This window comes from Streptomyces sp. SudanB25_2051 (genome assembly GCF_964272635.1).
In the GTDB taxonomy this organism is placed as follows: Bacteria; Actinomycetota; Actinomycetes; order Streptomycetales; family Streptomycetaceae; genus Streptomyces.
In genome coordinates, this window is record NZ_OZ186787.1 from 6,238,034 (window position 1) to 6,258,621 (window position 20,588).

Consider the following 20,588-nt stretch of genomic DNA (forward strand, 5'->3'; position numbering starts at 1 on the left):
AAGAGTTCGCAACAACAGTTGATCTTACATAAGGGGTGTGGCGCATGACCGCCCGAACCGTCCGACCGATACGCGGCACGGCCGCCGCGGCGCTGGCCACCGCTCTGGCGCTCACCGCGGCGGCCTGCTCGAACCCGGACGGCTCCGGCTCCAGCGGCGGCTCCGCCGCACGCGACAGCGTCGTCGTCGGCATCGCCTACGAGCCCGACACGCTCAGCCCCCTCCTCGGCTACGGCAAGGACGGCAACTCCAAGGTCTTCGACGGCCTGCTCGCGTTCGACGCCGACATGCGGCTCAAGCCCGCCCTCGCCGCCGCCCTGCCGACGGTGAGCGCCGACGGGCTCACGTACACGTACAAGCTCCGCAAGGGCGTCACCTTCAGCGACGGCCGGCCCTTCGGCGCGAAGGACGTCGTCTTCACGTACCGCACCATCCTCGACAAGCGGACCAACAACCCGTCGAAGACGGAGCTGGACGCCCTCAAGGACGTGAAGGCCGTCGGCGACGACACGGTCGTCTTCACCCTCAAGTACCCGTACGCGGCGTTCGCCCAGCGCACCGTCCTCGCCATCGCGCCGCAGCACGTCGCCGCCCGCCAGGACGTCAACTCCGGCCCCTTCACCACCAAGCCCATCGGCACCGGCCCGTACGTCCTCACCGGCTGGTCCAAGGGCGAGAAGCTCACCTTCAAGGCCAACCCCCGCTACTGGGGCGGCGAACCGAAGGTCAAGAAGCTGACGATGGCGATCGTGAAGGACGACGACGTCCGCGCCACCCGCCTGCGCTCCGGCGACCTCGACGGCGCGATCCTCCCGCCGAACCTCGCCAAGGGCTTCAAGAACGACCCCGGCAGGAAGACGTACGCGGCGACCACCTACGACTACCGCACCGTCACCCTGCCCACCCACAACAAGGTCACCGGCGACATCGCCGTCCGCCGCGCCCTCGACCTGGCCGTGGACCGCCAGGCCATGGTCGACAAGATCCTGGAAGGCGCCGGGAAGCCCGCCTACGGCCCCGTCCCCACCGGCAGCGAATGGTTCGCCAAGGGCACCGAACGGCGCCACGACCTCGCCGCCGCGAAGAAGATCCTCGACGACGCCGGCTGGAAGCCCGGCCCCGACGGCGTCCGTGTGAAGAACGGCGTCCGCGCCTCCTTCCCCCTCTGGTACGTCTCCGGCGACAAGCTCCGCCAGGACCACGCCCTCGCCTACGCCTCCGACGCCAAGAAGGCCGGCATCGAGATCACCACCCAGGCCGGCACCTGGGAGGTCATCGAGCCGCGGATGAAGCACGACGCCGTCCTGGCCGGCGGCGGCTCGCCCGGCGACCCCGACTTCGACCAGTACCTCCTTCTCAAGTCCACCCTCGCCGGCGACGGCTTCAACAACATGGCCTGGTACACCAACCCGGCCGTCGACAAGGCCCTCGAGGACGGCCGGAAGACCGACGACAAGGCCGCCCGCAAGGCCGCCTACGACACCGTCCAGCGCGAACTGGTCAAGAACCCCGGCTACACCTTCCTCACCCACATCGACCACCTGTACGTCGTCAGCGACCGCTGGGACGGCCTGTCCACCCAGGTCGAGCCGCACGACCACGGCCTCGCCGCGGGCCCGTGGTGGAACGTCGAGGACTGGACCCCCAAGGGCGCCGCGAAGTGACCCACCGCAGCACCCCCGGCGCCCCCGGAGCGCCGGGCGTCCCCGATGCCTCAGGCGACACCGGCGTCCCGGCCGTCCCCGGCGACACCGGCACCCCGGCCGTCCCGGTCGTCGCGGACGGCTCAAGCGCCGGGGCCGTGGCGGACGGCTCCGGCACCCCGGCCGCCCGCGGGCGGTTCCCGTGGGGGCCGATGGCCCGGATGGCGGGGCGGCGGGCCGTCGCCGCCGTCCCCGTCCTCCTGCTCGTCACGTTCGGCGTGTTCGCCGTCGCCGCCGCGTCCCCGTTCGACCCGGTCAAGGCGTACGCCGGCACCGCCGGCCTCACCGCCTCCCAGGAGAACCTCGACCAGCTCCGCGCCAACCTCGGCGCCGACCAGCCGCTGGTGCCCCGCTGGTGGGGCTGGCTGACGTCCGCCCTCACCGGTGACCTCGGTGACTCCAGCGTCATGCGGCAGCCCGTCGCCGACGTCATCGCCGAACGCATCGGCTGGTCGGTGCTGCTGGCCGCCGCCGCGTTCGCCGTCGCCGTCCTGGCCGGCACGGTCCTGGGCGTCCTGGCGGCCCGCCGCCAGGGCGGCATGCTGGACCGGACCGTCACGTCCGTCGCGTACACCCTGGAGGCGGCCCCGGCGTTCTGGCTCGGGCTCCTCGCGATCTGGGTCTTCGCCCTGAAGCTCGGCGTCCTGCCCGCCGGCGGGCTCACCGACACGGCCAGCGACACGGTCACCTTCGGCCAGGTCGCCTCCCACCTGGTCCTGCCCGCCCTGGTCCTCGGCTTCTCCCAGCTGCCCTGGTTCCTGCTGTACGTCAGGCAGGGCGTGGCCGACGCGCTGGAGGAGGACCCGGTGCGCGGCGCCCGCGCCCGCGGGCTGAGCGAGCGGACGGTCCTCCTCGGCCACGCCCTGCGCTCCGGTCTCCTGCCGGTGCTCACCCTGATCGGCTCCCGCGTCCCGGAACTCATCACCGGCGCCCTGCTGGTGGAGACCGTCTTCAGCTGGCCCGGCATCGCCGCCGCGACGGTCCAGGCCGCCATGTCCGTGGACTTCCCCCTGCTGGCCGCGCTCACCGTCCTCGCCACCGCCGCGGTCCTCCTCGGCAACCTCCTCTCCGACCTCCTGTACGCCCTCGCCGACCCGAGGGTGGGCTTCCATGGCTGACCGCACCCCCACCACCACACCCGGCACGGCCCCCGTGCCCGCCTCGCCCGACGGGCCCGAGCTGCCGACCACGCCCGCCGAGACCCCCTCGGCGGCCCCGCCCGGCGAGGAACCCGCACCGCCCGGCGCGCCCGCCGCCACCGCCTGGCGGTCGCACGGCCGCACGCGCCGCTCCACTCGGACCGTCCGCGTCACCGCGTCCGCCGCCATCACCGGCGCCGTCGTCCTCGCCGTGCTCCTCGTCCCGCCACTGGCCCAGCTCGACCAGCAGGCCGTCGACCTGTCACTCAAGCTCCAGCCGCCCTCCCTCGCGCACCCGTTCGGCACCGACGACATGGGCCGCGACCTCCTGCTGCGCTGCGTGTACGGGCTCCGCGTCTCACTCCTCGTCGGACTGGTCGCCGCGCTCGTCGCGACCGTCGTCGGCACGGCCGTCGGCGCCCTCTCCGCCGCGCTCGGCGGCTGGGCGGACCGGCTGGTCATGCGGGCCGTCGACACGTTCGCGTCCGTTCCCCACCTGCTGCTCGGCATCTTCGTCGTCGCCATGTTCCGGCCCGGCGTATGGCCCGTCATCGCCTCCGTCGCCGTCACCCACTGGCTGTCCACCGCCCGGATCGTCCGCTCCGAAGTGCTGTCGCTGCGCTCCCGCCCGTACATCGACGCCGCGATCTCCGGCGGCGCCTCCCGCTGGCGCGTCACCGTCCGCCATCTGCTGCCGGCCGTCCTGCCGCAGGCGGGCCTCGCGGCGGTGCTGATGGTGCCGCACGCCATGTGGCACGAGTCCGCCCTGTCGTTCCTCGGCCTCGGCCTCCCCGCCCACCAGGCCAGCCTCGGCAACCTGGTGCAGACGGCACGCGGTTCGCTGCTCGCGGGCGACTGGTGGCCCACCCTGTTCCCCGGACTGTTCCTGATCATCCCCACCCTCGCCATCGCCGGACTCGCCGGGGCCTGGCGGGAACGCCTCAACCCCCGCCGCCGATCGGAGCTGATGCTGTGACCCCGGTGCTGACCGTCAGGGACCTGTCCGTCCGCTTCCGGATGCGCGGCGGCCGCCACATCGCGGCCGTCACCGGCGTGAGCTTCGACCTCGCCGCGGGGGAGTGCCTGGCCCTCGTCGGCGAGAGCGGCTGCGGCAAGTCCGTCCTCGCCTCCGCCCTCCTCGGCCTGCTCCCCGGCAACGCCCAGACGGCCGGCACGGCGCTGCTCACCGCCCCCGACGACACGCCGGGCACCCCCGCCGTCGACCTGCTGACCGCCGGTGAACGCACCCTCGCCCGCACCGTCCGAGGACGGCGCGTCGGCCTCGTACCGCAGTCCCCGGCCGCCCACCTGACGCCCGTCCGCACCGTCCGCGCACACCTCGAGGAAACCCTGCGCGAGCTGACCGGCACCCGGCGTGCGGCGCTGCGCGCGGCGGCCGAAGCGGCCGCGGAACGCGCCTCGTTCCCCGCCGGGCTCCTCGACCACCACCCGCACCAGCTGTCCGGCGGCCAGGCACAGCGAGCCGCGACCGCCCTCGCCCTCGTCGGCGACGCGCCGCTGCTCCTCGCGGACGAGCCCACGACCGGCCTGGACCGGGACCTGGTGGAGCGGACCGTCGACGAACTGCGCCGCCACGCCGACGAGGGCCGGGCCCTGCTGCTGATCACCCACGACCTGGCGGCTGCGGAACGCATCGCGGACCGCGTGGCGGTCATGTACGCGGGCCGCATCGTGGAAGTCGCCGCGGCCGACCGCTTCTTCGGCGCGGAGGGGCCCCGCCACCCGTACGCACGCGGCCTCCTCGCCGCCCTGCCCGAACGGGACTTCACCCCCATCCCCGGCATGCCCCCGGAACTGGGCGCCCTGCCCGACGGCTGCGCCTTCGCCCCCCGCTGTACCCGCCGCACCGACATCTGCCGCACCCTTCCACCCCTCACCGGCGGCACCGCCTGCCACCACCCGGTACCCGTCACGCCCGCTCCCTCGCCCGCCTCCGACGCGAGCCCCATCGCCGCCCCCGGGCACCCCGCCCCCGCGGGGACGGCCACCGCCGTCGAGGAGACCGCCCGTGCTTGAACTCACCTCACTCACCGCCGGATACGACCGCCACACCCCCGTCTTCCGGGACGTCTCGCTGACCGTCGCCCCCGGCGAGGCGGTCGGCCTGCTCGGCCCGAGCGGCTGCGGCAAATCCACCCTGGCCCGCGTCGCCGCCCTCCTGCACCGCCCCGACGGGGGAGACGTCACCGTCGACGGCCGGACGGTACGCGGCTGGCGCCACCGCGCACCGCGCGAACTGCGCACCGCCATCGGCGTCGTCTTCCAGCAGCCCCGCCTCTCCGCCGACCCCCGGCTGACCCTGCGCGACCTGATCGCCGAGCCCCTGCGCGCCACCGGCCGCCGCGCCGAAGGACCCGCGCGCACCGCCGAACTCGCCCACCGCGTCGGCCTCACCGACGACCTGCTGTCCCGCCGCCCCCACGAGGTCAGCGACGGCCAGCTCCAGCGCGCCTGCCTGGCCCGCGCCCTGGTGCTGCGCCCGCGCTGGCTCGTGTGCGACGAGATGACCGCCATGCTCGACGCCTCCACCACCGCCGCCCTCGTCGCCGCCGTCGAGGAGTACCGGGACGAACACGGCGCCGGGCTCCTCGCCGTGAGCCACGACCAAGTCCTCCTGGACCGCTGGTGCGACCGCACGGTCCACTGGGCGTCCCTCACCCGCGCCCCGGCATTCGCCACAGCCCCGATGAAAGGCAGCTGACCCCACCGCCCTCCCCGCCACGCACCTCCCGTCCGACGTAACGGCCGGGCCATTCGTACCCGTTCGGCCCACATGCCGTACGGCCGTCCGGCGCCGCCGCTGGGTCAGACTGGCCGCCGAACGCCGTACGACCCGTGCGGCACCGGGCCGAGGAGGACGACACATGGCCGTAACCATCTCCGTCGTGTTGCTTCTGTTGATCCTGGCGGTGGTCTTCCTGCGCAGCGGCGGCCTGAAGCTCTCCCACGCGATCGTCTGCGGCCTGCTCGGCTTCTTCCTCGCCGGTACGAGCATCGCCCCCACCATCTACAACGGGGTCTCCGCCACCGCCGACGTGGTCAGCAGCGTTCACCCGTAGGACGACCGGCCTCCGGCTTCAGCGACCGGCGGGCCCGGCGCCCGCCGGAGCCGGAGGCCAGTCCAGGCGCCCCCGCCGGCGCACCGGTGGCCCCGCCACCTCACGGACGGACGAACACCCCGATCCCGTTGGGCACCGGCCGCTCGGCGCCGCCACTGGGCCGGTTCAGCACCCGTACCGTGTCGGCGCCGTCCATGCGAGCCACCAGCGTCGACGACCCGCCACCGTCCAGGTTGACCCCGTCGGACGCGCCCAGGTCCCGCAACAGCGCCGCCACTTCGACCACCGTCAGCCCCGAACGGAACTCCTGGCCACCGTCCAGCGCGAGGAGCAGCAACCGCCGCCCGCCGTCCGCGACCCCGGCTGCGGAACGCACCGCACTCGTCACCGCGTCCATCCCGGTCAGCGGCCGCCCCTCGCGCAGCACCGGGTATCCGCCCACCGCGAACCGGAAGGACACATCCGGTTCCCCGCCGACCGGCACGAGCCGGTGCCCCACCCACACCTGGTCGCCCACCGCCAGGCCCCGCAGCCAGCGCGCGCCCGCCTCACGCCCCACGAGTACCTGCGTGCCCGCCGCGATCGCCCCCGCCCCGGGTGCGTCCGCCACCCCCACGACCCGCCCCCCGCGCACCCGCACCTCATACGTCTCCGTACTGCACGGCGCGCCCCGGTCCGTATCCGTCCCACACGTCGCCCGCAGCCGTGACACGGAGCCCCAGTCGCGGGTGAACAGCCCCACCGAACCCACCGGCAGGGCGTACTGGTTCAACCCGCCCAGCCCGATCCGCCCCTCCGACGTCCGCACCTCCCCGGACAGCGCCAACTCACCCAGCCGCGCCCGCCCGTCGCCGTCGACGCCCAGCACCATACGGGTGTTGGTCCCAGGAGGAAGCGCCGGACCGAACCGCTGACCGCGTGGCACGGCCGCCTTCAACGCCCGCCCGTCGGCCACCGCAGGACCTACCGGAGCGCCCGTCGCCGGCACACCTGGGTGCTGCGCCTCGGACAGGTTGAAGAAGTCACCGTTCACCCCGGCCACGGCGCCGGCCCCATCCGCGAGCGCCGACAGCGGCGCCCGCCCCGCGACAACCCCCGGATACAGCAAGCCGACCGAAACCCGCCCTTCACGCAGGTCCACCGTCAACAGATGCACCCGCGCCGTACCCCGCGACGACGGAACGTCCAGCACCCGGTATCCCACACCCGTCGCCACCCACCGGGTGTCCGACACGACCGACGCCACCGACGCCCGCCCAGCCGTCGCCCCCGCAGCAGGTGGCATGGCAAGCCCCGTCCCGGCCAACGCACTTCCCAACAGCGCTGCGAGCACCCCGGCCCGCCACCGCAGCCGTCTCATGACCACGCCCCCCACCGCGTCGGGAACCCGCACACCAATCCCCGAAAAGCTGCCCCACCACCGCTCCCGCCAACCAACACAGCCGACGCCTCATCAGGAGCGCCACCACAGACCCCCTCCGACCGATCCCCTGATCACCACCAGTCCCGCAACTCCGTCCCACCCCCAGCCGCATCACACCCCCCCTGCACCATCTGGAAAGCCCCCATCCGCCCCCTGATCCCCGACTCCGCACCCCCGGCCTTCCACCTCCCGATACGTTGAGGCCTCACCTCTGCCACGGAAGGAACCCCATGAGCAGCAACCAGGACATCGACGTACTGGTCCTCGGCGGCGCCGGCGTGGACACCATCGTGTACGTCCCCGCACTGCCGCTTCCGCTGGCCGACAGCTACATGATCCGGCCCGGCATCCAGACCCGCGCCGGACAGACCGGCGACTTCGTCGCCCTCGGGCTGCACGCCCTCGGCCTGCGCACCCACCACCTCGACATGATCGGCGACGACCCCGAGGGCGATCTTGTCCGTACGCTGCATCGCGAACACGGCATCCCCCTGACCGAGGTCAAGCAGCCCGCCGGCACCAAACGCGCCGTCAACCTCGTCTCGCCCGACGGCCGCCGACTCTCGCTCTACGACGCGACACGAGGCGACGACACCGACCGGCTCCCCGACGAGACCGTCACCGCCCTGGCCTCCAGGAGCCGCCACGCCCACGTCTCGATCACCCAGCCCTGCGCCCACACCCTGCCCACGCTCCGCTCGGCCGGCGTCACCGTCTCGACGGACCTGCACGACTGGGACGGCGAGAACCCGTACCACGCGACCTTCGCCCACTCCGCCGACATCGTCTTCGTCTCCGCCGCCTCACTGGACGACCCGGAGCGGACCATGCGTGACATCGCGGCCAAGGGCCGGGCCAGGGAAGTCATCGCCACGGCAGGCGCGGCAGGCGCCTACCTCCTGGCGGACGACCAGCTGACCCACATCCCGACCATCACGCCCCCTTCACCCGTGGTGGACTCGAACGGCGCGGGTGACGCCTTCGCCGCCGGCTATCTGTTCGGCCGTCTGACCGGTAAACCCCCGCGCACCTCCGCGCTGCTCGGCGCCGTAGCCGGCGCGCACGCCTGCACCGTCCCGTCGACCCGCACCAAACCCATCGACCGCGAAACCCTGCTCACCCGCGCCGCACCTCTTCGCTCCACCCCCTGACCCCACGGCGCCGGAGACCGATGCCACGGCAGGCCAGGCCAAGCCTCAGCCCCACACCGGCTGCCCAGCATCGAACCACTCGCCGCTCCGGTCGCAGCCGGGCAAGCGGCGGGCGATCCCGAACTGACGTGTGCCGCCCCTCCGCCCGGTTCCCTGTAGGGGCGGCACCCGCAGCAAGCCTCAGCCTCAGCGGCTCACCGGGGACAGGAAGGGCTGCTCCAGCAGCCACTTCACGCTCAGCCGCTGGCCCGCCCCCGGGTCCAGAAGCGCAGGATCGAGCTTGATCTGCTGACCACCACCCGGCTGCTCGAACCACGGGGCGATCCTGCCCTGCCACACCGGGAACGGCCGCTCGACGCGGTACACGTGGTAGTCGCAGGGGAAGGCGGCGTCCCGCGTGTTGAGGTTCTGCGGGGGCAGCGCCCGCTTCGCATAGGGGTCACCGGCCGGGGCGAGGTAGGAGCCGTACTCGGAGCCTAACCGGTCCAGCTCCTCACCGGGCTCCAGCACCTCCACGTGCTTGTCCACCCTGCCGTTCACCTCCGCGAAGCCGTCGTTCGGCGGGTACTTCCAGCCGGCTGGCCCCTCGGCACTCTCCTCCTTCCAGTACTTGGCGAGAAACGCCTTCGCCGACAGCCCACCAGTCCGCTGGTAACCCTTCAGCAGTGGCCCGACGGGCTTCTCAGAAGGGCGGGGCAGATACTTGGGCCCCAGCCGGGAATCACCTTGGAAGGCATCTGTGCAGGCAGCGGGGCGCGCCTTGCGGACATCGACGGCGGAGGATTCCGCGGCCACGGCGGGCACGGCGGGCGCGGACAGCGCTGTGACGGCCAGGGCCAGTGCGGACAGGACAGCGCGCAGACGGTTCACGTCGCGTAGCTCCTAGAGTGCGGGGAAGGTTCCTCGCGCACCGTAGTGAACCGGACACGCTTCGGCGGGTGATTGCCAGGGCGGTTTCCGGCCGAGATGCCCCGTCTCCCGTCACTGGCAGTCGGCGAAGTCCGTCGACACCCCGGGTATCGGTCCCCAGTTGCTGCCGCCGCGTACATAGACGGCGCTGATCCAGCCCTTCGGACCGCCCGCGTCGACCAGCAGCCACCAATCGTTCACATAGGCGCCGTCGCGTACGACGTCTCCACGGTTCTGGCAGAAGGCCGTGACGTTCATACGACTGACCTTGATCGAGCCGTAGGTCGGGCAGGAGAACGAGTTGCAGCTGCGCATGTTCACATCCGTCGCCCACACGTACACGGTGGTCGCGTTCGCCGCCGCCTGGGCGGGGGCGGCGGTCACCAGGGTCGCGGCAGCGCCCGCCGCCGCTGCCCCGGCAACAGCCATGCGGCGCAGTCGGCCGGCTCGCTTCGTCATCGGTCGCTCCCCTCTCGGATGCATCGACACCTGATGCGATGCTGTCGAAGGGGGGGACGGGTGGCGGGCTCTCTCCGTATGACCGAACTTCCGAAGACTTCTCGCAAGGCTGCCCGACCCCGTCAGTGACCGGCCGTGGCGCGGCCGGATACGTCTCTCCGACAGAAAACTGGACTCGACGCTCATACGAGAGCGCCGTCCACCCCGTCACCCATGCGAAGGACCCTTGGACGACGAAGGCGAGGTCATCCGACCGGACGACGAAGGCCCCGCATGAGGCGACGCTTTTCGGACCGGACTGCGAATCGGCAGCCCGGTGACAGTCGTGTCCGAAGGCTCTCGCCGGTATCGTCTCCACCCTGTACGGACGCCGTGACAGGGGGACTCGGGGGACCATGCTGGATGTGCGTTTACTCGGTCCTGTCGAAGTGTGGGACGGAGACCGCAGGCTCCGTGTGAGCGGCGCCAAACCGACCGCCATCCTGGCCGCCCTGCTCGTCCGAGCGGGAGAAGTCCTGTCCGTCGAGCGGCTGGTGGACCTCGTCTGGGAGGAGCAGGCCCCCGCCACCGCGCGCGCCCTCGTCGCCTCCCACGTATCCGCACTGCGCCGCGCCCTGCAAGGAGTCGAGGGCGGCGACGCAGTGGTGCGTACGCGATCACCCGGCTATGTGGCCGAACTCCCCCTCGACCAGGTCGACACCCACGTCTTCGAGAAGTCCCTGGCACTCGGCCGGCGCAAGGCCGCCGCCGGTGACCACGCCGGAGCCGTGGCGACATTCCGCGAAGCCCTCGCACTGTGGCGCGGCAAGGACGCCTTGGAGGGCCTCGGTCAGTCCTTCGCCCGGAACGAGTCCGCCCGCCTGGCCGAACTGCGCCGAGCGGCCCTGGAGGCCCGGTTCGCCTCGGAGCTGGCGCTCGGCGGTGGCCCGGACATCGTCGCCGAGCTGTACGCGCTCGTGGCCGACGACCCCGTGCGGGAGCGGCTGCGCGGTCAGCTCATGACGGCTCTGTTCCGCATGGGCCGCGTCCCCGACGCGCTGCGCGTCTACGACGAGGGCCGCCGCCACCTCCGAGCGGAACTCGGCATCGACCCCGGGCCCGAGCTGCGCGCTCTCCACCAAGCGCTCCTCACCGGCGACACGGACCTCCTCGGCACACCCGTCACCGCCCCCGCCTCCCTTCCCGCAGCCCGCCCGTCCGCCGACGCGACCGGGTCCGCCCCCTCCGCGTCGCGGGGCGTACCCATCGGCGACCAGCCACCGCCCGACGTGCCCCACCAGGCCACCAGGACCGCCGAGCCACCACCCGCGCCCGGCCGCGACGCGTCACCCATGCCCTGCCATCTGCCTCCCGACGTGGCGGACTTCGTCGGCCGGGAGGCAGAAATCGCCTGGGCGTCGGAACTCCTCCGCGGCGCCGGCGACCCCACCCGCACCGCCGCCCCGGTCGGGGTGATCTCCGGGCGTTCCGGCGTCGGCAAGACCGCCCTCGCGGTCCACATCGGGCACCGGCTCGCCGCCCTCTTCCCCGACGGACAGCTCTTCGTCGATCTCCGCGCGTCCGACGCCGCCCCCGTCCGCACCGCAGACGCCCTCGCCCGACTACTGCGAGCGCTCGGAGTCGACCCGGACACCCTGACCGGCAGCCCCGACGAGCTGATCGGCACGTACCGCAGCCACATCGCACGCCGCCGCGTCCTGCTCGTACTCGACAACGCGGTCGGCGAAGCCCACCTGCGGCCACTCCTGCCGCCGGGGCCGGGCTCGGCCGTCCTGATCACCAGCCGCCGAAGGCTCGTCGCCCTCGAAGGAGCCGCCCATCTCGACCTCGCCGCCCCCGCCGAGGACGAGGCGTTCAAACTGTTCGTCAAGGTCGCCGGCGAGAAGCGCGCATGGGCCGAACCAGGCCGGACCGCCGAGATCATCGCGCTGTGCGGCCGACTGCCCCTCGCCGTACGCATCGCCGGAGCCCGGCTCGCCGCGCGGCCCCACTGGACCGCCGACCGTCTCGCCACCCGGCTCCGCGACGAGCGGCGCCGCCTCGACGAACTCCAAGCGGGAGACCTCGAGGTACGCGCCGGCCTGGAACTCGGCTACGCCGAACTCACCGAGCGGCAACGCCGGGCGCTGCGCCGACTCGCACTGCTGGAACTGCCCGACTTCGCCGCCTGGGTCGCCGCGCCCCTCCTGGACATCACACCCGACGACGCGGAAGAAGCCGTCGAGACACTGGTCGACTGCCACTTCGTGGAACTGGTCGGTGTCGACATGACCGGCCAGACCCGCTACCGCATCCACGACCTGGCCCGCGAACACGCGCGTGAACGCTGCCTGGCCGACGAAACCCCCGAGGAACGCGCGGCCGCCGTGGGACGCCTCGTCGACTGGTGGCTGCACCTCGGTCGGACGGCCGCCGCACGCGGACCGGGCGGAACACCCCGGCTGCTGCCCGGCCGGGAACCCACCGATCTGCCCGAACCGCACCTCGCCGACGAACTCCTGCTGACGCCCTCCGCCTGGTTCGCCTCCGAACAGTCCTGCCTCGTCGCCGCCGTCACGCACTGCGCGGACAACGGCATGGCCGACGCGGCCCGTGATCTGGCGGCGGTCCTGATAGCGAGCTCCGCAGCCCTGTACAACCAGTTCGACGCCTGGTCCCGCTCCCACACCGACGCCCTCGCGGCGGTCCGCCGCAGCGGCGACACCGAGGGGGAGGCGTGGCTGCTGCACGGTCTGGGCCGGCTCCGCCTCGAACAGGACCGGTTCGACGACGCCTTCACCTACTTCCAGGACGCCCTGCGCCTCTTCGACGAGACGGGAGTGGCACGCGGCCGCGCCGACGCCCTCGCCGGGATGGGACACGTCCGCCGGGAACAGGGCCGCTTCACCGAGGGCCTGGAGCTGCTGGAGGCCGCGGCCACGGCGTACGGGGACTCCGAGGACCAAGCCGCCCTCGCCGCAATCCAGTACGGCATCGGAGCCATCCACCGGGACCGCGGCGACCAGCAGGCGGCACGGGACGCACTCACGAGCGCGCTCCGCAGGTACCGGCAGGCCGATGACCGGCGAGGGGAAGGGCTGACCCTGCGTTCCCTCGCCCTGTGCCACCGGGCCGAGGACGACCTGTCGGAAGCGGAGCGGCTGCTGCGCGACGCCCGGCACCTCTTCGAGAACACCGGCGACGCCTTCGGCGCGCTCTACACCGCTCAAGCCATGGCCAAGGTACGGCTGCGCCAGGGCAAGGTGGACCAGGCCCGGGACCAGCTCGAGCGGTGCCTGGAGATCACGCAGCAGCGGCGGGACCTCTTCGGCGAAGCGCTCGTCCTGCGCTCCCTCGGAGAGGCCCGGATCGCCGGCCGTGACTGGGACGGCGCGACGCGCGAACTGCGCCAGGCGCTCGCCCTGTGGGACCGGATGGGCCTGCCCCTGTGGCGGGCCCGCACCCTGCGGGATCTCGGCACCGCCGCGGCCGGCCGCGGCGACAGGGAGGCCGCCGGGAAGGCCTGGGGCGAGGCACTGGAGATCTTCCTCGCACTCGGGAGCAGGGAGAAGGACGAAACCCCGCGACAGCCCTGACAGGGCCGCCGGGCGGCCCTGAACAGGCCCCCGGCCCCGGCTTCGTCTCCGGTCCACTGGGGACCGGTCGCATGGCTGCAACAGCTCTGCAAAGCCCCTGCATGACGGCGATCGCGCTGCCGAGCTCGCGTTGCAGAAGATCTGCAGCGTTTCTGCAGAGGCCGCAGGCACGCTCGGAACGTGACCGAGATCATCCTGCTCTCCGATCCGAGAGTCGCGAGCACCGGTGTGGCCGAGACCGGCGAACGCCTCGTCGACCTGCGTGCCACCGGATCCCTGCTCGTGGACGCCCGGCAAGCCGACGACGACGGTTCCTACGCCCACGTCCGCGCCGGTGTCGCGGACCGGCTGCTCGACGCCCAAAAACGACTCCCCACAGGGATACGGCTCCTCGTCGTGGAGGGATTCCGGCCCCCCGCACTCCAACGTCGCTACTACGAGGAGTACGCGACCGTCATGCGGGCCGAGCACCCGACCGCCCCGCCGACCCGCATACGTGAGCTGACCAGCGCCTACATCTCTCCACCCGAGGTCGCCCCGCATGTCAGCGGCGGCGCCGTCGACCTCACCCTGTGCACCGACGACGGCGTCGAACTGCCGCTCGGCACCGAGGTGAACGCCACTCCGGAGGAGAGCGGAGGCCGGTGCCGCACCGCCGCGCCCGGCATCACGGCCGAGGCCCGGAGCCATCGCGACATCCTCGGCCAGGCCATGACCGCGGCCGGATTCGTCAACTACCCGACCGAGTGGTGGCACTGGTCGTACGGCGACCGGTACTGGGCCCTGCTCAGCGGCCGACCCGCAGCACCGTACGGGCCCGCCGACCGGCCCCGCTCCGCCTGACCACACACCACCGGCCGCACGCCGAGCAACACCCACGCGCCCGACGAGCGCGAGAGCCACGGCACCACGGTCGCCCTGCACGCCGACGGAGAGCACCGCACACCAATCGGGGGAAGCACGTGCACGCCAACCGCACCACCAAGAGGACCACCGGGAACCTTCACACCACCACCCTCGTCGTCGTCCCCGCACCGGCCGACACGACCACCGACACCGCACCCCAGCCCGTCCGCGTCGGCACCCTGCGCGCCGTCCACCCGGTCGAAGCGGCCGCACTGGCGGGGGAAACCCGCTATGCCGAGTCCACCGGCACGGGGGAGCCCGCCGGTGATCCCCGCGCCGACGACCTGATCGCGATGGTCGAGCGCGCCCTCGCCCCGACACCCCGCGCCGGGACCACCCGAGCGGAGGCTTCGGCGGGCCACATGGCGGAATCGTTCGAGGCCGGACTCACCGCCTGCGCCAACCGGATGAGCCCGGAGGAATTCGACGCCCAGTTCATCGCGGCCATGCCCAGGCTGCGCCGCCGGCTCATCTCCCTGACCGGCAACCCCCACGACGCCGACGACCTCCTCCAGGAGACCTACCTGCGGCTCTCCCACCGCGCCCGGATCCGCACCCTGGCCCGACAGGAACACCCGTACGCCTACACATGCGCGGCCGCGACGAATCTGCTGCGGGACTCCTGGCTCCACCCCTCACGCCGGGAGCGCAGTACCGATCGCTTGCCAGAACAAGGCTGGGACGGCGGGCTCGCCGCACGTGAGGCCGAGGCAGTCACCGTCGCCCTGCTGCGCGTGCTGTCACCGAAGGAGGCCGCAGCGGTGATCCTCATCGACCTGGAGGGCTTGACCCACGACCAGGCCGCCGAGCGGCTCGGCACCCACCGCGGCACGGTGCAGCGCAACCGCATGCGCGCACTCGCCAAGATGCGTGCCGCACTCGGCTCATACGAAACGGCTCCTCGCCCCGTCACCACCACGAAGACCCGCGGTGGCGCCGACCGCGCCCGCGTCGCCGCCCCACGGGCCGCGGCGGCCTGACCAACCGCGCCGCACCGGTACGGCCGTCGCCACGGCGGCACACGAACAGGGGGAAGCAAGCACATGCGTCGCACGCACCACGTACTCGCCTCCGCAGCCGGGAGCCTCCTCCTGGCGGCCTCGCTGACCACCACCGCGGCAGGGCCCGCCACCGCGGCGCCCGCAGCGAGCGCCGCCGCGACGGCTGCCGACTGCCGCCCGCTCACCAGCGCGTCCACCCAGGCGGCGGCCATCGTCAACGCCGCCTGCTCGCAGATCGGCGTGCCCTACTCCTGGGGAGGCGGCTCGATCCACGGCCCGACGTACGGGCAGGACTACCCCGGGGGAGGACCCGGCGCGCACGACAGCCAGGTCAAGGGGTTCGACTGCTCGCACCTCGTGCAGTACGCCGCCTGGCAGGGTGCCGGGATTCTGCTCCCCGAAGGCTCCTGGAACCAGGCCAGGTTCAGCGGCGCCACCGCCCGCTTCACCCGGGACCAGGGCCTCGCACCGCTCCAGCCGGGCGACCTGCTGCTGTGGGGTTCCGACCCGGGCAACCTGGGCTCCGTCCACCACATCGCCATCTACCTCGGCAACGGGAAGATGGTCGAAGCCCGGGAGTCCGGCACGCTCGTGATGGTCAGCGACGTACGACTGAACGCCCAGTACGCCGGAGCCCTGCGTATCACCGGCGCGACGAGCCAGCCTCCCGCCGGCACGAAGCGGTTCATGACCTGGGGCACCGACGTCAGCCTGCGTCCCGAGCCCGGCACCAGCAAGCCGCCCGTGACGCGCCTGCCCGGCCCGACCCCCGTCGACGTGCAGTGCCAGGCGCGCGGCCAGATGGTCCACGCCGAGGGCTACAGCAACGACGCCTGGTCCTACCTGCCCGCCTACAAGGCGTGGATCTCCAACATCTACATCGACGACCCGGCGGCCTGGCTCCCCGGCGTCCCCGCGTGCTGAGCACGCCCCGCGAACCCACTGTGCCCTTCACCCACCCTTCACGTTCAAGGAGAGGTCCCATGCAGCTGAAAACGCGCACCAAGTCCCTCGGTGTCCTCGCCGCCGCCTCAGCGGTGGCCGCTCTGCTCCCGTTCACCGCCGTCGCCGCCGAATCGGCTCCCGCGGGCGCGACCGCTTACGCGGGTGCCTGTCCCGCCGCGGGCCGGGTCACCCAGGGCTACCACTCCGGCCACGACGGAGTGGACATCGCCAACGCCCTGTACACGCCGATCTACTCCACCGGTCCGGGCACCGTCATCGCCTCCGGCACCGCCAGCGGCTACGGCCAGTGGATCCGCATCCGCCACGACGACGGCACGGTCACCGAGTACGGTCACATGAAGGAACGGCTCGTCTTCGTCAACAACCGGGTCAACGCCGGCACGCTGATCGCCAAGATGGGCAGCGAGGGCCAGTCCACCGGGTCGCACCTGCACTTCGAAGCGCACAGCTCCACGTCCAGCACGCGCGGCATGGACCCGTTCGCCTACCTCGCCGCCCGCGGCGTGAGCCTGCCCTGCACCCCGGGAGGTGGCGGGGGCACCCCCGCCACCAACTTCACCACGTGGGGGACCAGCGTCAACGTCCGTGCGGACGCCCGGCTCAGCGCTGCCATCGTGCGCACCCTGAGCGGCCCGACCCCTGTGTACGTCGAATGCCAGAAGCGCGGCGACATGGTCCACGCCGAGGGCTACAGCAACGACGCCTGGTCGTACATCCCCGGTCTCGGCGGTTACGTCTCCAACATCTACATCGACCACCCGGACGCGTGGCTGCCGGGAGTGCGTACCTGCTGACCGGTACCCACCGATGAAAGGGCGGTGAGGCGGGCTGCGGCAGCCCGCCTCACCGCCCTCGCCGTTCCCACCGGTGGCTCACGGCCATCTACCCCGCCTTTGAGCCGCACCTCCGACTGCGCTCCCGCCTTATGACAAGACGCCCCTGGCGCCGCGCTCGTGCGCGGTGCCAGGGGCGTTCGGCTTCCGCCGTGTCCTTGGTCAGCAGGGCCGGCCCGACGGGTCCGCGCCGATGTTGACATTGCCGCCCCACACATAGACGTAGTGGCGTGTGGGCTCCTTCAACTGCCCGTCGACCACATGGCCGTGGTACCAGACGTCCGTACCGTACGTACCGATCTTGACGTACTGGCCGCGCACGTAGCACAGGCCCTCCATGTAGTAGCGGTCGACCGTCCAACCGGTGTTGAGGACGACCGTGCTGCTCGTGTTGGGGGCGGTGCGGACATTGCTGTTCGTCTGGAGCGAGACATAGAAGTTGCTCGCACCGGCATGCGCGGTGCCGGTCGCGCCGAACATGACGAGGGCGGCGCCGGCGGCCGCACCGGCGAGGGCGCGTCGGGCAGTGCGCTGGGACATGGGTGTCTCCGTGGGTCGGGGCCCGTCAGGGCCGCGAGGTGGCTTGCCCACAGGACGGGTTGCGTCACGCTCCCGTATGACTCGGACCCACGATGTGTCCAAGACAGGCCAATTCAGCCTCGGCCTCATACAGGGAGCGCAGTCCGCCCGTCATTCAGGTGAAGCGCGCCGACGACCGCCATCGTCACCGTCCTTCCGGCGGCCCGATGCCCACCGGAGGGAGCAGTGCCACAGGACTCGCGACGGTCCTGGCGCTTGACCGGCCCGCGCCCCGCACGACTGCCCCACTCCTCTTGGAGGCCGTACACCGTGATTGCTCACCGTTCCCCGTTACGCGCACTGACAGGCGCCGTGGCCATGGCTCTGGCAGCAGTGCTGTCCTCGGCCGCGGCCGCCATGGCCACTCCCGGTTCCGCACCGGATGTGACGCCCCCGGCCGCCCGGGCCGCTACCGCCCAGGTGCCGGCCGGCGTCACCGCGGGGGTCGCCGTCTTCGACCGGCAGACCGGCACATTCACCGAACAGGTCAACGCCGCCGCCCCGTTCCGGTCGGCGTCCGTCGTGAAGATCCTCATCGCGCTGGACCTCGTCTGGAACAACGGCCCGGACGCCTTGTCGGCGGCCGACCGCTCTCGTGCCGACGCCATGCTGCGCGGCAGCGACGACAGCGCGGCCAGCTACTTCTGGGTCAACCACGGCCAGGGCGCCATGATCGACCGGATGGTCTCCCGACTCGGCCTCCTCGACACGGCACGGCCCCCGGCCACCCATCCGGGTTTCTGGGGCTATACGGCGCTGTCGGCCCGTGACACGGTCACCGTATACCGCTACCTCCTCGACCGTGCCCCGCAGTCCGTCCGCGACTACATCATGGGCAACCTCCGGCAGTCGACCCGATGCGCCACCGACGGCTACGACCAGCACTTCGGCATAGCCGGCGCGTTCAACCGGCCCTGGGCGGTGAAGCAGGGCTGGTCGGGCTTCGAATCCGGCGGCTGCACCGCCACCAGGGCCGCGAGCACCACGGCGCACTCGGACACCGCCACGGCTGCCCCGGCGCCCGCCTCGGCCACCGCGATCGATCTGGCCCGACCGGCACTCCACACCACGGGCGTCGTGGGCACCGGCGACCGGTCCATCGTCGCCGTCCTCACCCTCCATCCCGAGGGCACCGCGTACGGCAAGGCGTACACGGACGTGGGCCGGCTGACCCGCTCGTTGAACGTCCCCGGCGCCACCCGCCCCGCCGGCACCTGGATCGGCACATGGGGGAGCGGCGTTCGGGTGCGCGCCCAGGCCACCACCACCTCGACGGCGCTGACGACCCTCCCGGCCGGGGTGGAGGTCCTGGTCTCTTGCCAGAAGCGGGGCCAGCAGGTGAGCGTCCCGCCGTACGTCAACGACTGGTGGGCGTACCTGCCCCAGTACGGCGGCTACATGACCAACATCTATCTCAGCTCCCCCGACAACCAGGTGCCCGGCGTCCCGATCTGCTGAGCGCGACGCCTGCGCCCCACTGGTGAAGGTCACCAGCCCCGAGGACACGGCGTCCTCCGCTCCCTCGTCGTGGGTGAGACCAGGACGGGGGAGTGCCAGGCGGGCCGCCGGTAAAAGCCCACTCCCTGCGTACGGCGGCGTCAAGACTCCTCGGGGGAGCGACGCGCGGCGGCGAGCGTATGGGCGTATGGGCGGAGGAGACGGAAGGCCACACACACGCACCGCCGGTTCACGTCAGCGCGGACCGCTCACGCTGAGCGGTGCAAATCGTCGGGGCGTACAGGACCGGCGAAGGGAAGCCCGGCCGCGTACCGCTCCAGTTCGTCCAGTGCCGCGTGGACCAGCCGGCCCAGCTCGTTGCCGAGTGACCCGGCGACATGCGGGGTCAGCAGCACATTGGGCAGGTCATACAGTGGTGAGTCCCCCGGGAGCACTTCCGGCTCCGTCACATCCAGCACGGCGTTCAGTCGCCCCGCCACCAGTTCGGCTGTCAACGCCTCGGTGTCCACCAGCGAGCCGCGTGCCGTGTTGATCAGAGTCGCGCCGTCCCGCATCAGGGAGAGCCGCGCCCCGTCGAACAGACGTCGCGTCTCGGGCAGTTCCGGTGCGTGAAGACTCACCACATCACAGGCTCGCGCCAATTCGTCCAGGTCCACCAGCCGGACGCCCAGTCGGCTCGCCTCCTCCCCGGACAGGTACGGGTCGTACAGCAGCACCCGGAGGTCGTAGGGGCGCAGCAGCGCGATCACGCGCCGGCCGATCCGGGACGCGCCGACGACACCGACCGTACGGCCGAAGTTGCCCGCTCCGGCCAGCAGATTCAACATGTCGACGCGGTCGCGGCGTTGCCGGTAGGCACGTTGCGAGTCCAGCACCCGCTTACCGGTGAACAAAATCGCGGCGACGGTGTATTCGGCGACGGGCAGGGCGTTGGCCTCGGCCGCCGAAGCGACGGTGAGCCCACGGGCCCAGCAGGCGTCGGTGACGTGGTGCTTCACCGACCCCGCCGCGTGAACGACCGTACGGAGCCGGGGCATCCGATCCAGGACGCTCTCCGTGAGCGGCGGGCAGCCCCAGCCGGTGAGCAGCACCTCCGCCCCGGCGAGCGCGGCCATGTGTTCGGCAGCGCTGAAGTCCTGCACGACGGCGAAGGGGTCGGTGTTCGCGACGGCGATGAGCCGGTCCACTGCCGCCGCGTCGAAGAGGGCGTCCCGCACCCGTGGCTCCATGGCGAGGACGGTCCGGGGCCGACGGCGGGCGGAAAGGCTGGGCATGGACGGCTCCCAGGGGGTCGCTGCGGAACCGCGGCAAGCGCGGACGCCGGCCGGTTCCGGCCGCTCGCGTACCAGTGGAGCAGACGGGGCCCGCAGCCCGATACAGCGGCGACCGGCCAACAGGGAGGCCGC

Annotated in this window: 18 protein-coding genes; 13 read left to right on the forward strand and 5 right to left on the reverse strand. The window is 72.4% G+C overall.

The window, feature by feature from the left end; genetic code table 11:
• Positions 1–44 precede the first annotated feature (44 nt).
• The 6 genes from ACSUPT_RS27430 to ACSUPT_RS27455 all read left to right on the forward strand — a co-directional run bounded on the left by ACSUPT_RS27430 (position 45) and on the right by ACSUPT_RS27455 (position 5,922).
• Positions 45–1,664: an ABC transporter substrate-binding protein gene (locus tag ACSUPT_RS27430; protein WP_399218280.1), complete on the forward strand. Its 1,620-nt coding sequence runs from the start codon at positions 45–47 to the stop codon at positions 1,662–1,664.
• 191 nt (positions 1,665–1,855) lie between these two features.
• The gene (locus tag ACSUPT_RS27435; RefSeq protein ID WP_399218545.1) at positions 1,856–2,821 is read left to right on the forward strand and encodes an ABC transporter permease; all 966 of its coding nucleotides are present in this window, start codon (positions 1,856–1,858) and stop codon (positions 2,819–2,821) included.
• Positions 2,814–3,818 carry an ABC transporter permease gene (locus ACSUPT_RS27440; RefSeq protein ID WP_436945949.1) on the forward strand — a complete coding sequence of 335 codons (1,005 nt, stop codon included), beginning with the start codon at positions 2,814–2,816 and terminating at the stop codon, positions 3,816–3,818. The genes ACSUPT_RS27435 and ACSUPT_RS27440 overlap by 8 nt, the downstream gene beginning before the upstream one ends.
• Positions 3,815–4,879: an ABC transporter ATP-binding protein gene (locus ACSUPT_RS27445; RefSeq protein WP_436945951.1), complete on the forward strand. Its 1,065-nt coding sequence runs from the start codon at positions 3,815–3,817 to the stop codon at positions 4,877–4,879. The genes ACSUPT_RS27440 and ACSUPT_RS27445 overlap by 4 nt, the downstream gene beginning before the upstream one ends.
• Positions 4,872–5,564, forward strand: a complete 693-nt coding sequence (locus tag ACSUPT_RS27450; RefSeq protein WP_399218282.1) for an ABC transporter ATP-binding protein — start codon at positions 4,872–4,874, stop codon at positions 5,562–5,564. The genes ACSUPT_RS27445 and ACSUPT_RS27450 overlap by 8 nt, the downstream gene beginning before the upstream one ends.
• Before the next feature lie 163 nt (positions 5,565–5,727).
• Positions 5,728–5,922 (forward strand): hypothetical protein, encoded by a 195-nt coding sequence (locus ACSUPT_RS27455; RefSeq protein WP_351964162.1) that lies wholly within the window; start codon positions 5,728–5,730, stop codon positions 5,920–5,922.
• A gap of 100 nt (positions 5,923–6,022) precedes the next feature.
• Here ACSUPT_RS27455 and ACSUPT_RS27460 read toward each other — a convergent pair whose 3' ends face one another.
• Positions 6,023–7,207, reverse strand: a complete 1,185-nt coding sequence (locus ACSUPT_RS27460) for a phosphodiester glycosidase family protein (RefSeq protein WP_436946271.1) — start codon at positions 7,205–7,207, stop codon at positions 6,023–6,025.
• Between the two features lie 368 nt (positions 7,208–7,575).
• Here ACSUPT_RS27460 and ACSUPT_RS27465 point away from each other — a divergent pair, with 368 nt between their 5' ends.
• Positions 7,576–8,496 carry an adenosine kinase gene (locus ACSUPT_RS27465; protein WP_436945954.1) on the forward strand — a complete coding sequence of 307 codons (921 nt, stop codon included), beginning with the start codon at positions 7,576–7,578 and terminating at the stop codon, positions 8,494–8,496.
• Between the two features lie 186 nt (positions 8,497–8,682).
• On the opposite strand, the gene ACSUPT_RS27470 is transcribed toward ACSUPT_RS27465, so the two are convergent.
• Together ACSUPT_RS27470 and ACSUPT_RS27475 are read right to left on the reverse strand one after the other, a co-directional pair.
• Positions 8,683–9,366, reverse strand: coding sequence for a TNT domain-containing protein (locus tag ACSUPT_RS27470; RefSeq protein WP_436945956.1), 684 nt, complete (start codon positions 9,364–9,366; stop codon positions 8,683–8,685).
• Between the two features lie 111 nt (positions 9,367–9,477).
• Complete coding sequence (locus ACSUPT_RS27475) at positions 9,478–9,864, reverse strand: peptidase M23 (protein WP_351964165.1); 387 nt, start codon at positions 9,862–9,864, stop codon at positions 9,478–9,480.
• Between the two features lie 455 nt (positions 9,865–10,319).
• Here ACSUPT_RS27475 and ACSUPT_RS27480 point away from each other — a divergent pair, with 455 nt between their 5' ends.
• The 5 genes from ACSUPT_RS27480 (at position 10,320) to ACSUPT_RS27500 (ending at position 17,106) form a co-directional block, all read left to right on the forward strand.
• Entirely contained in the window at positions 10,320–13,439 is a 3,120-nt protein-coding gene (locus tag ACSUPT_RS27480) for an AfsR/SARP family transcriptional regulator (protein ID WP_436945957.1), read from the forward strand.
• A 180-nt stretch (positions 13,440–13,619) separates the two neighbouring features.
• Positions 13,620–14,282, forward strand: coding sequence for a M15 family metallopeptidase (locus ACSUPT_RS27485; protein ID WP_436945959.1), 663 nt, complete (start codon positions 13,620–13,622; stop codon positions 14,280–14,282).
• A 119-nt stretch (positions 14,283–14,401) separates the two neighbouring features.
• Entirely contained in the window at positions 14,402–15,325 is a 924-nt protein-coding gene (locus ACSUPT_RS27490; protein WP_436945961.1) for an RNA polymerase sigma factor, read from the forward strand.
• A 63-nt stretch (positions 15,326–15,388) separates the two neighbouring features.
• The gene (locus ACSUPT_RS27495; RefSeq protein ID WP_436945963.1) at positions 15,389–16,270 is read left to right on the forward strand and encodes a C40 family peptidase; all 882 of its coding nucleotides are present in this window, start codon (positions 15,389–15,391) and stop codon (positions 16,268–16,270) included.
• A 59-nt stretch (positions 16,271–16,329) separates the two neighbouring features.
• Positions 16,330–17,106, forward strand: a complete 777-nt coding sequence (locus tag ACSUPT_RS27500) for a peptidoglycan DD-metalloendopeptidase family protein (protein ID WP_361662984.1) — start codon at positions 16,330–16,332, stop codon at positions 17,104–17,106.
• Positions 17,107–17,307: 201 nt separating this feature from the next.
• Here ACSUPT_RS27500 and ACSUPT_RS27505 read toward each other — a convergent pair whose 3' ends face one another.
• Positions 17,308–17,685 (reverse strand): hypothetical protein, encoded by a 378-nt coding sequence (locus ACSUPT_RS27505; RefSeq protein ID WP_351964170.1) that lies wholly within the window; start codon positions 17,683–17,685, stop codon positions 17,308–17,310.
• A gap of 357 nt (positions 17,686–18,042) precedes the next feature.
• Between ACSUPT_RS27505 and ACSUPT_RS27510 the strand changes: the two genes are divergently transcribed.
• Positions 18,043–19,182, forward strand: coding sequence for a hypothetical protein (locus ACSUPT_RS27510; RefSeq protein WP_436945965.1), 1,140 nt, complete (start codon positions 18,043–18,045; stop codon positions 19,180–19,182).
• Positions 19,183–19,430: 248 nt separating this feature from the next.
• On the opposite strand, the gene ACSUPT_RS27515 is transcribed toward ACSUPT_RS27510, so the two are convergent.
• A complete protein-coding gene (locus ACSUPT_RS27515) occupies positions 19,431–20,456 on the reverse strand; it encodes a hydroxyacid dehydrogenase (RefSeq protein WP_436945966.1) in 1,026 nt (341 codons plus the stop codon).
• Between the last annotated feature and the right edge of the window lie 132 nt (positions 20,457–20,588).

Excerpts from the sequence above, each read along its gene's own strand:
- ACSUPT_RS27430 (WP_399218280.1), top strand. The coding sequence starts at position 45 with ATGACCGCCCGAACCGTCCGACCGATACGCGGCACGGCCGCCGCGGCG.
- ACSUPT_RS27510 (WP_436945965.1), top strand. The coding sequence starts at position 18,043 with ATGGCTCTGGCAGCAGTGCTGTCCTCGGCCGCGGCCGCCATGGCCACT.
- ACSUPT_RS27465 (WP_436945954.1), top strand. The coding sequence starts at position 7,576 with ATGAGCAGCAACCAGGACATCGACGTACTGGTCCTCGGCGGCGCCGGC.
- ACSUPT_RS27435 (WP_399218545.1), top strand. The coding sequence starts at position 1,856 with ATGGCCCGGATGGCGGGGCGGCGGGCCGTCGCCGCCGTCCCCGTCCTC.
- ACSUPT_RS27455 (WP_351964162.1), top strand. The coding sequence starts at position 5,728 with ATGGCCGTAACCATCTCCGTCGTGTTGCTTCTGTTGATCCTGGCGGTG.
- ACSUPT_RS27500 (WP_361662984.1), top strand. The coding sequence starts at position 16,330 with ATGCAGCTGAAAACGCGCACCAAGTCCCTCGGTGTCCTCGCCGCCGCC.
- ACSUPT_RS27475 (WP_351964165.1), bottom strand. The coding sequence starts at position 9,864 with ATGACGAAGCGAGCCGGCCGACTGCGCCGCATGGCTGTTGCCGGGGCA.
- ACSUPT_RS27440 (WP_436945949.1), top strand. The coding sequence starts at position 2,814 with ATGGCTGACCGCACCCCCACCACCACACCCGGCACGGCCCCCGTGCCC.
- ACSUPT_RS27460 (WP_436946271.1), bottom strand. The coding sequence starts at position 7,207 with ATGCCACCTGCTGCGGGGGCGACGGCTGGGCGGGCGTCGGTGGCGTCG.
- ACSUPT_RS27495 (WP_436945963.1), top strand. The coding sequence starts at position 15,389 with ATGCGTCGCACGCACCACGTACTCGCCTCCGCAGCCGGGAGCCTCCTC.
- ACSUPT_RS27515 (WP_436945966.1), bottom strand. The coding sequence starts at position 20,456 with ATGCCCAGCCTTTCCGCCCGCCGTCGGCCCCGGACCGTCCTCGCCATG.
- ACSUPT_RS27505 (WP_351964170.1), bottom strand. The coding sequence starts at position 17,685 with ATGTCCCAGCGCACTGCCCGACGCGCCCTCGCCGGTGCGGCCGCCGGC.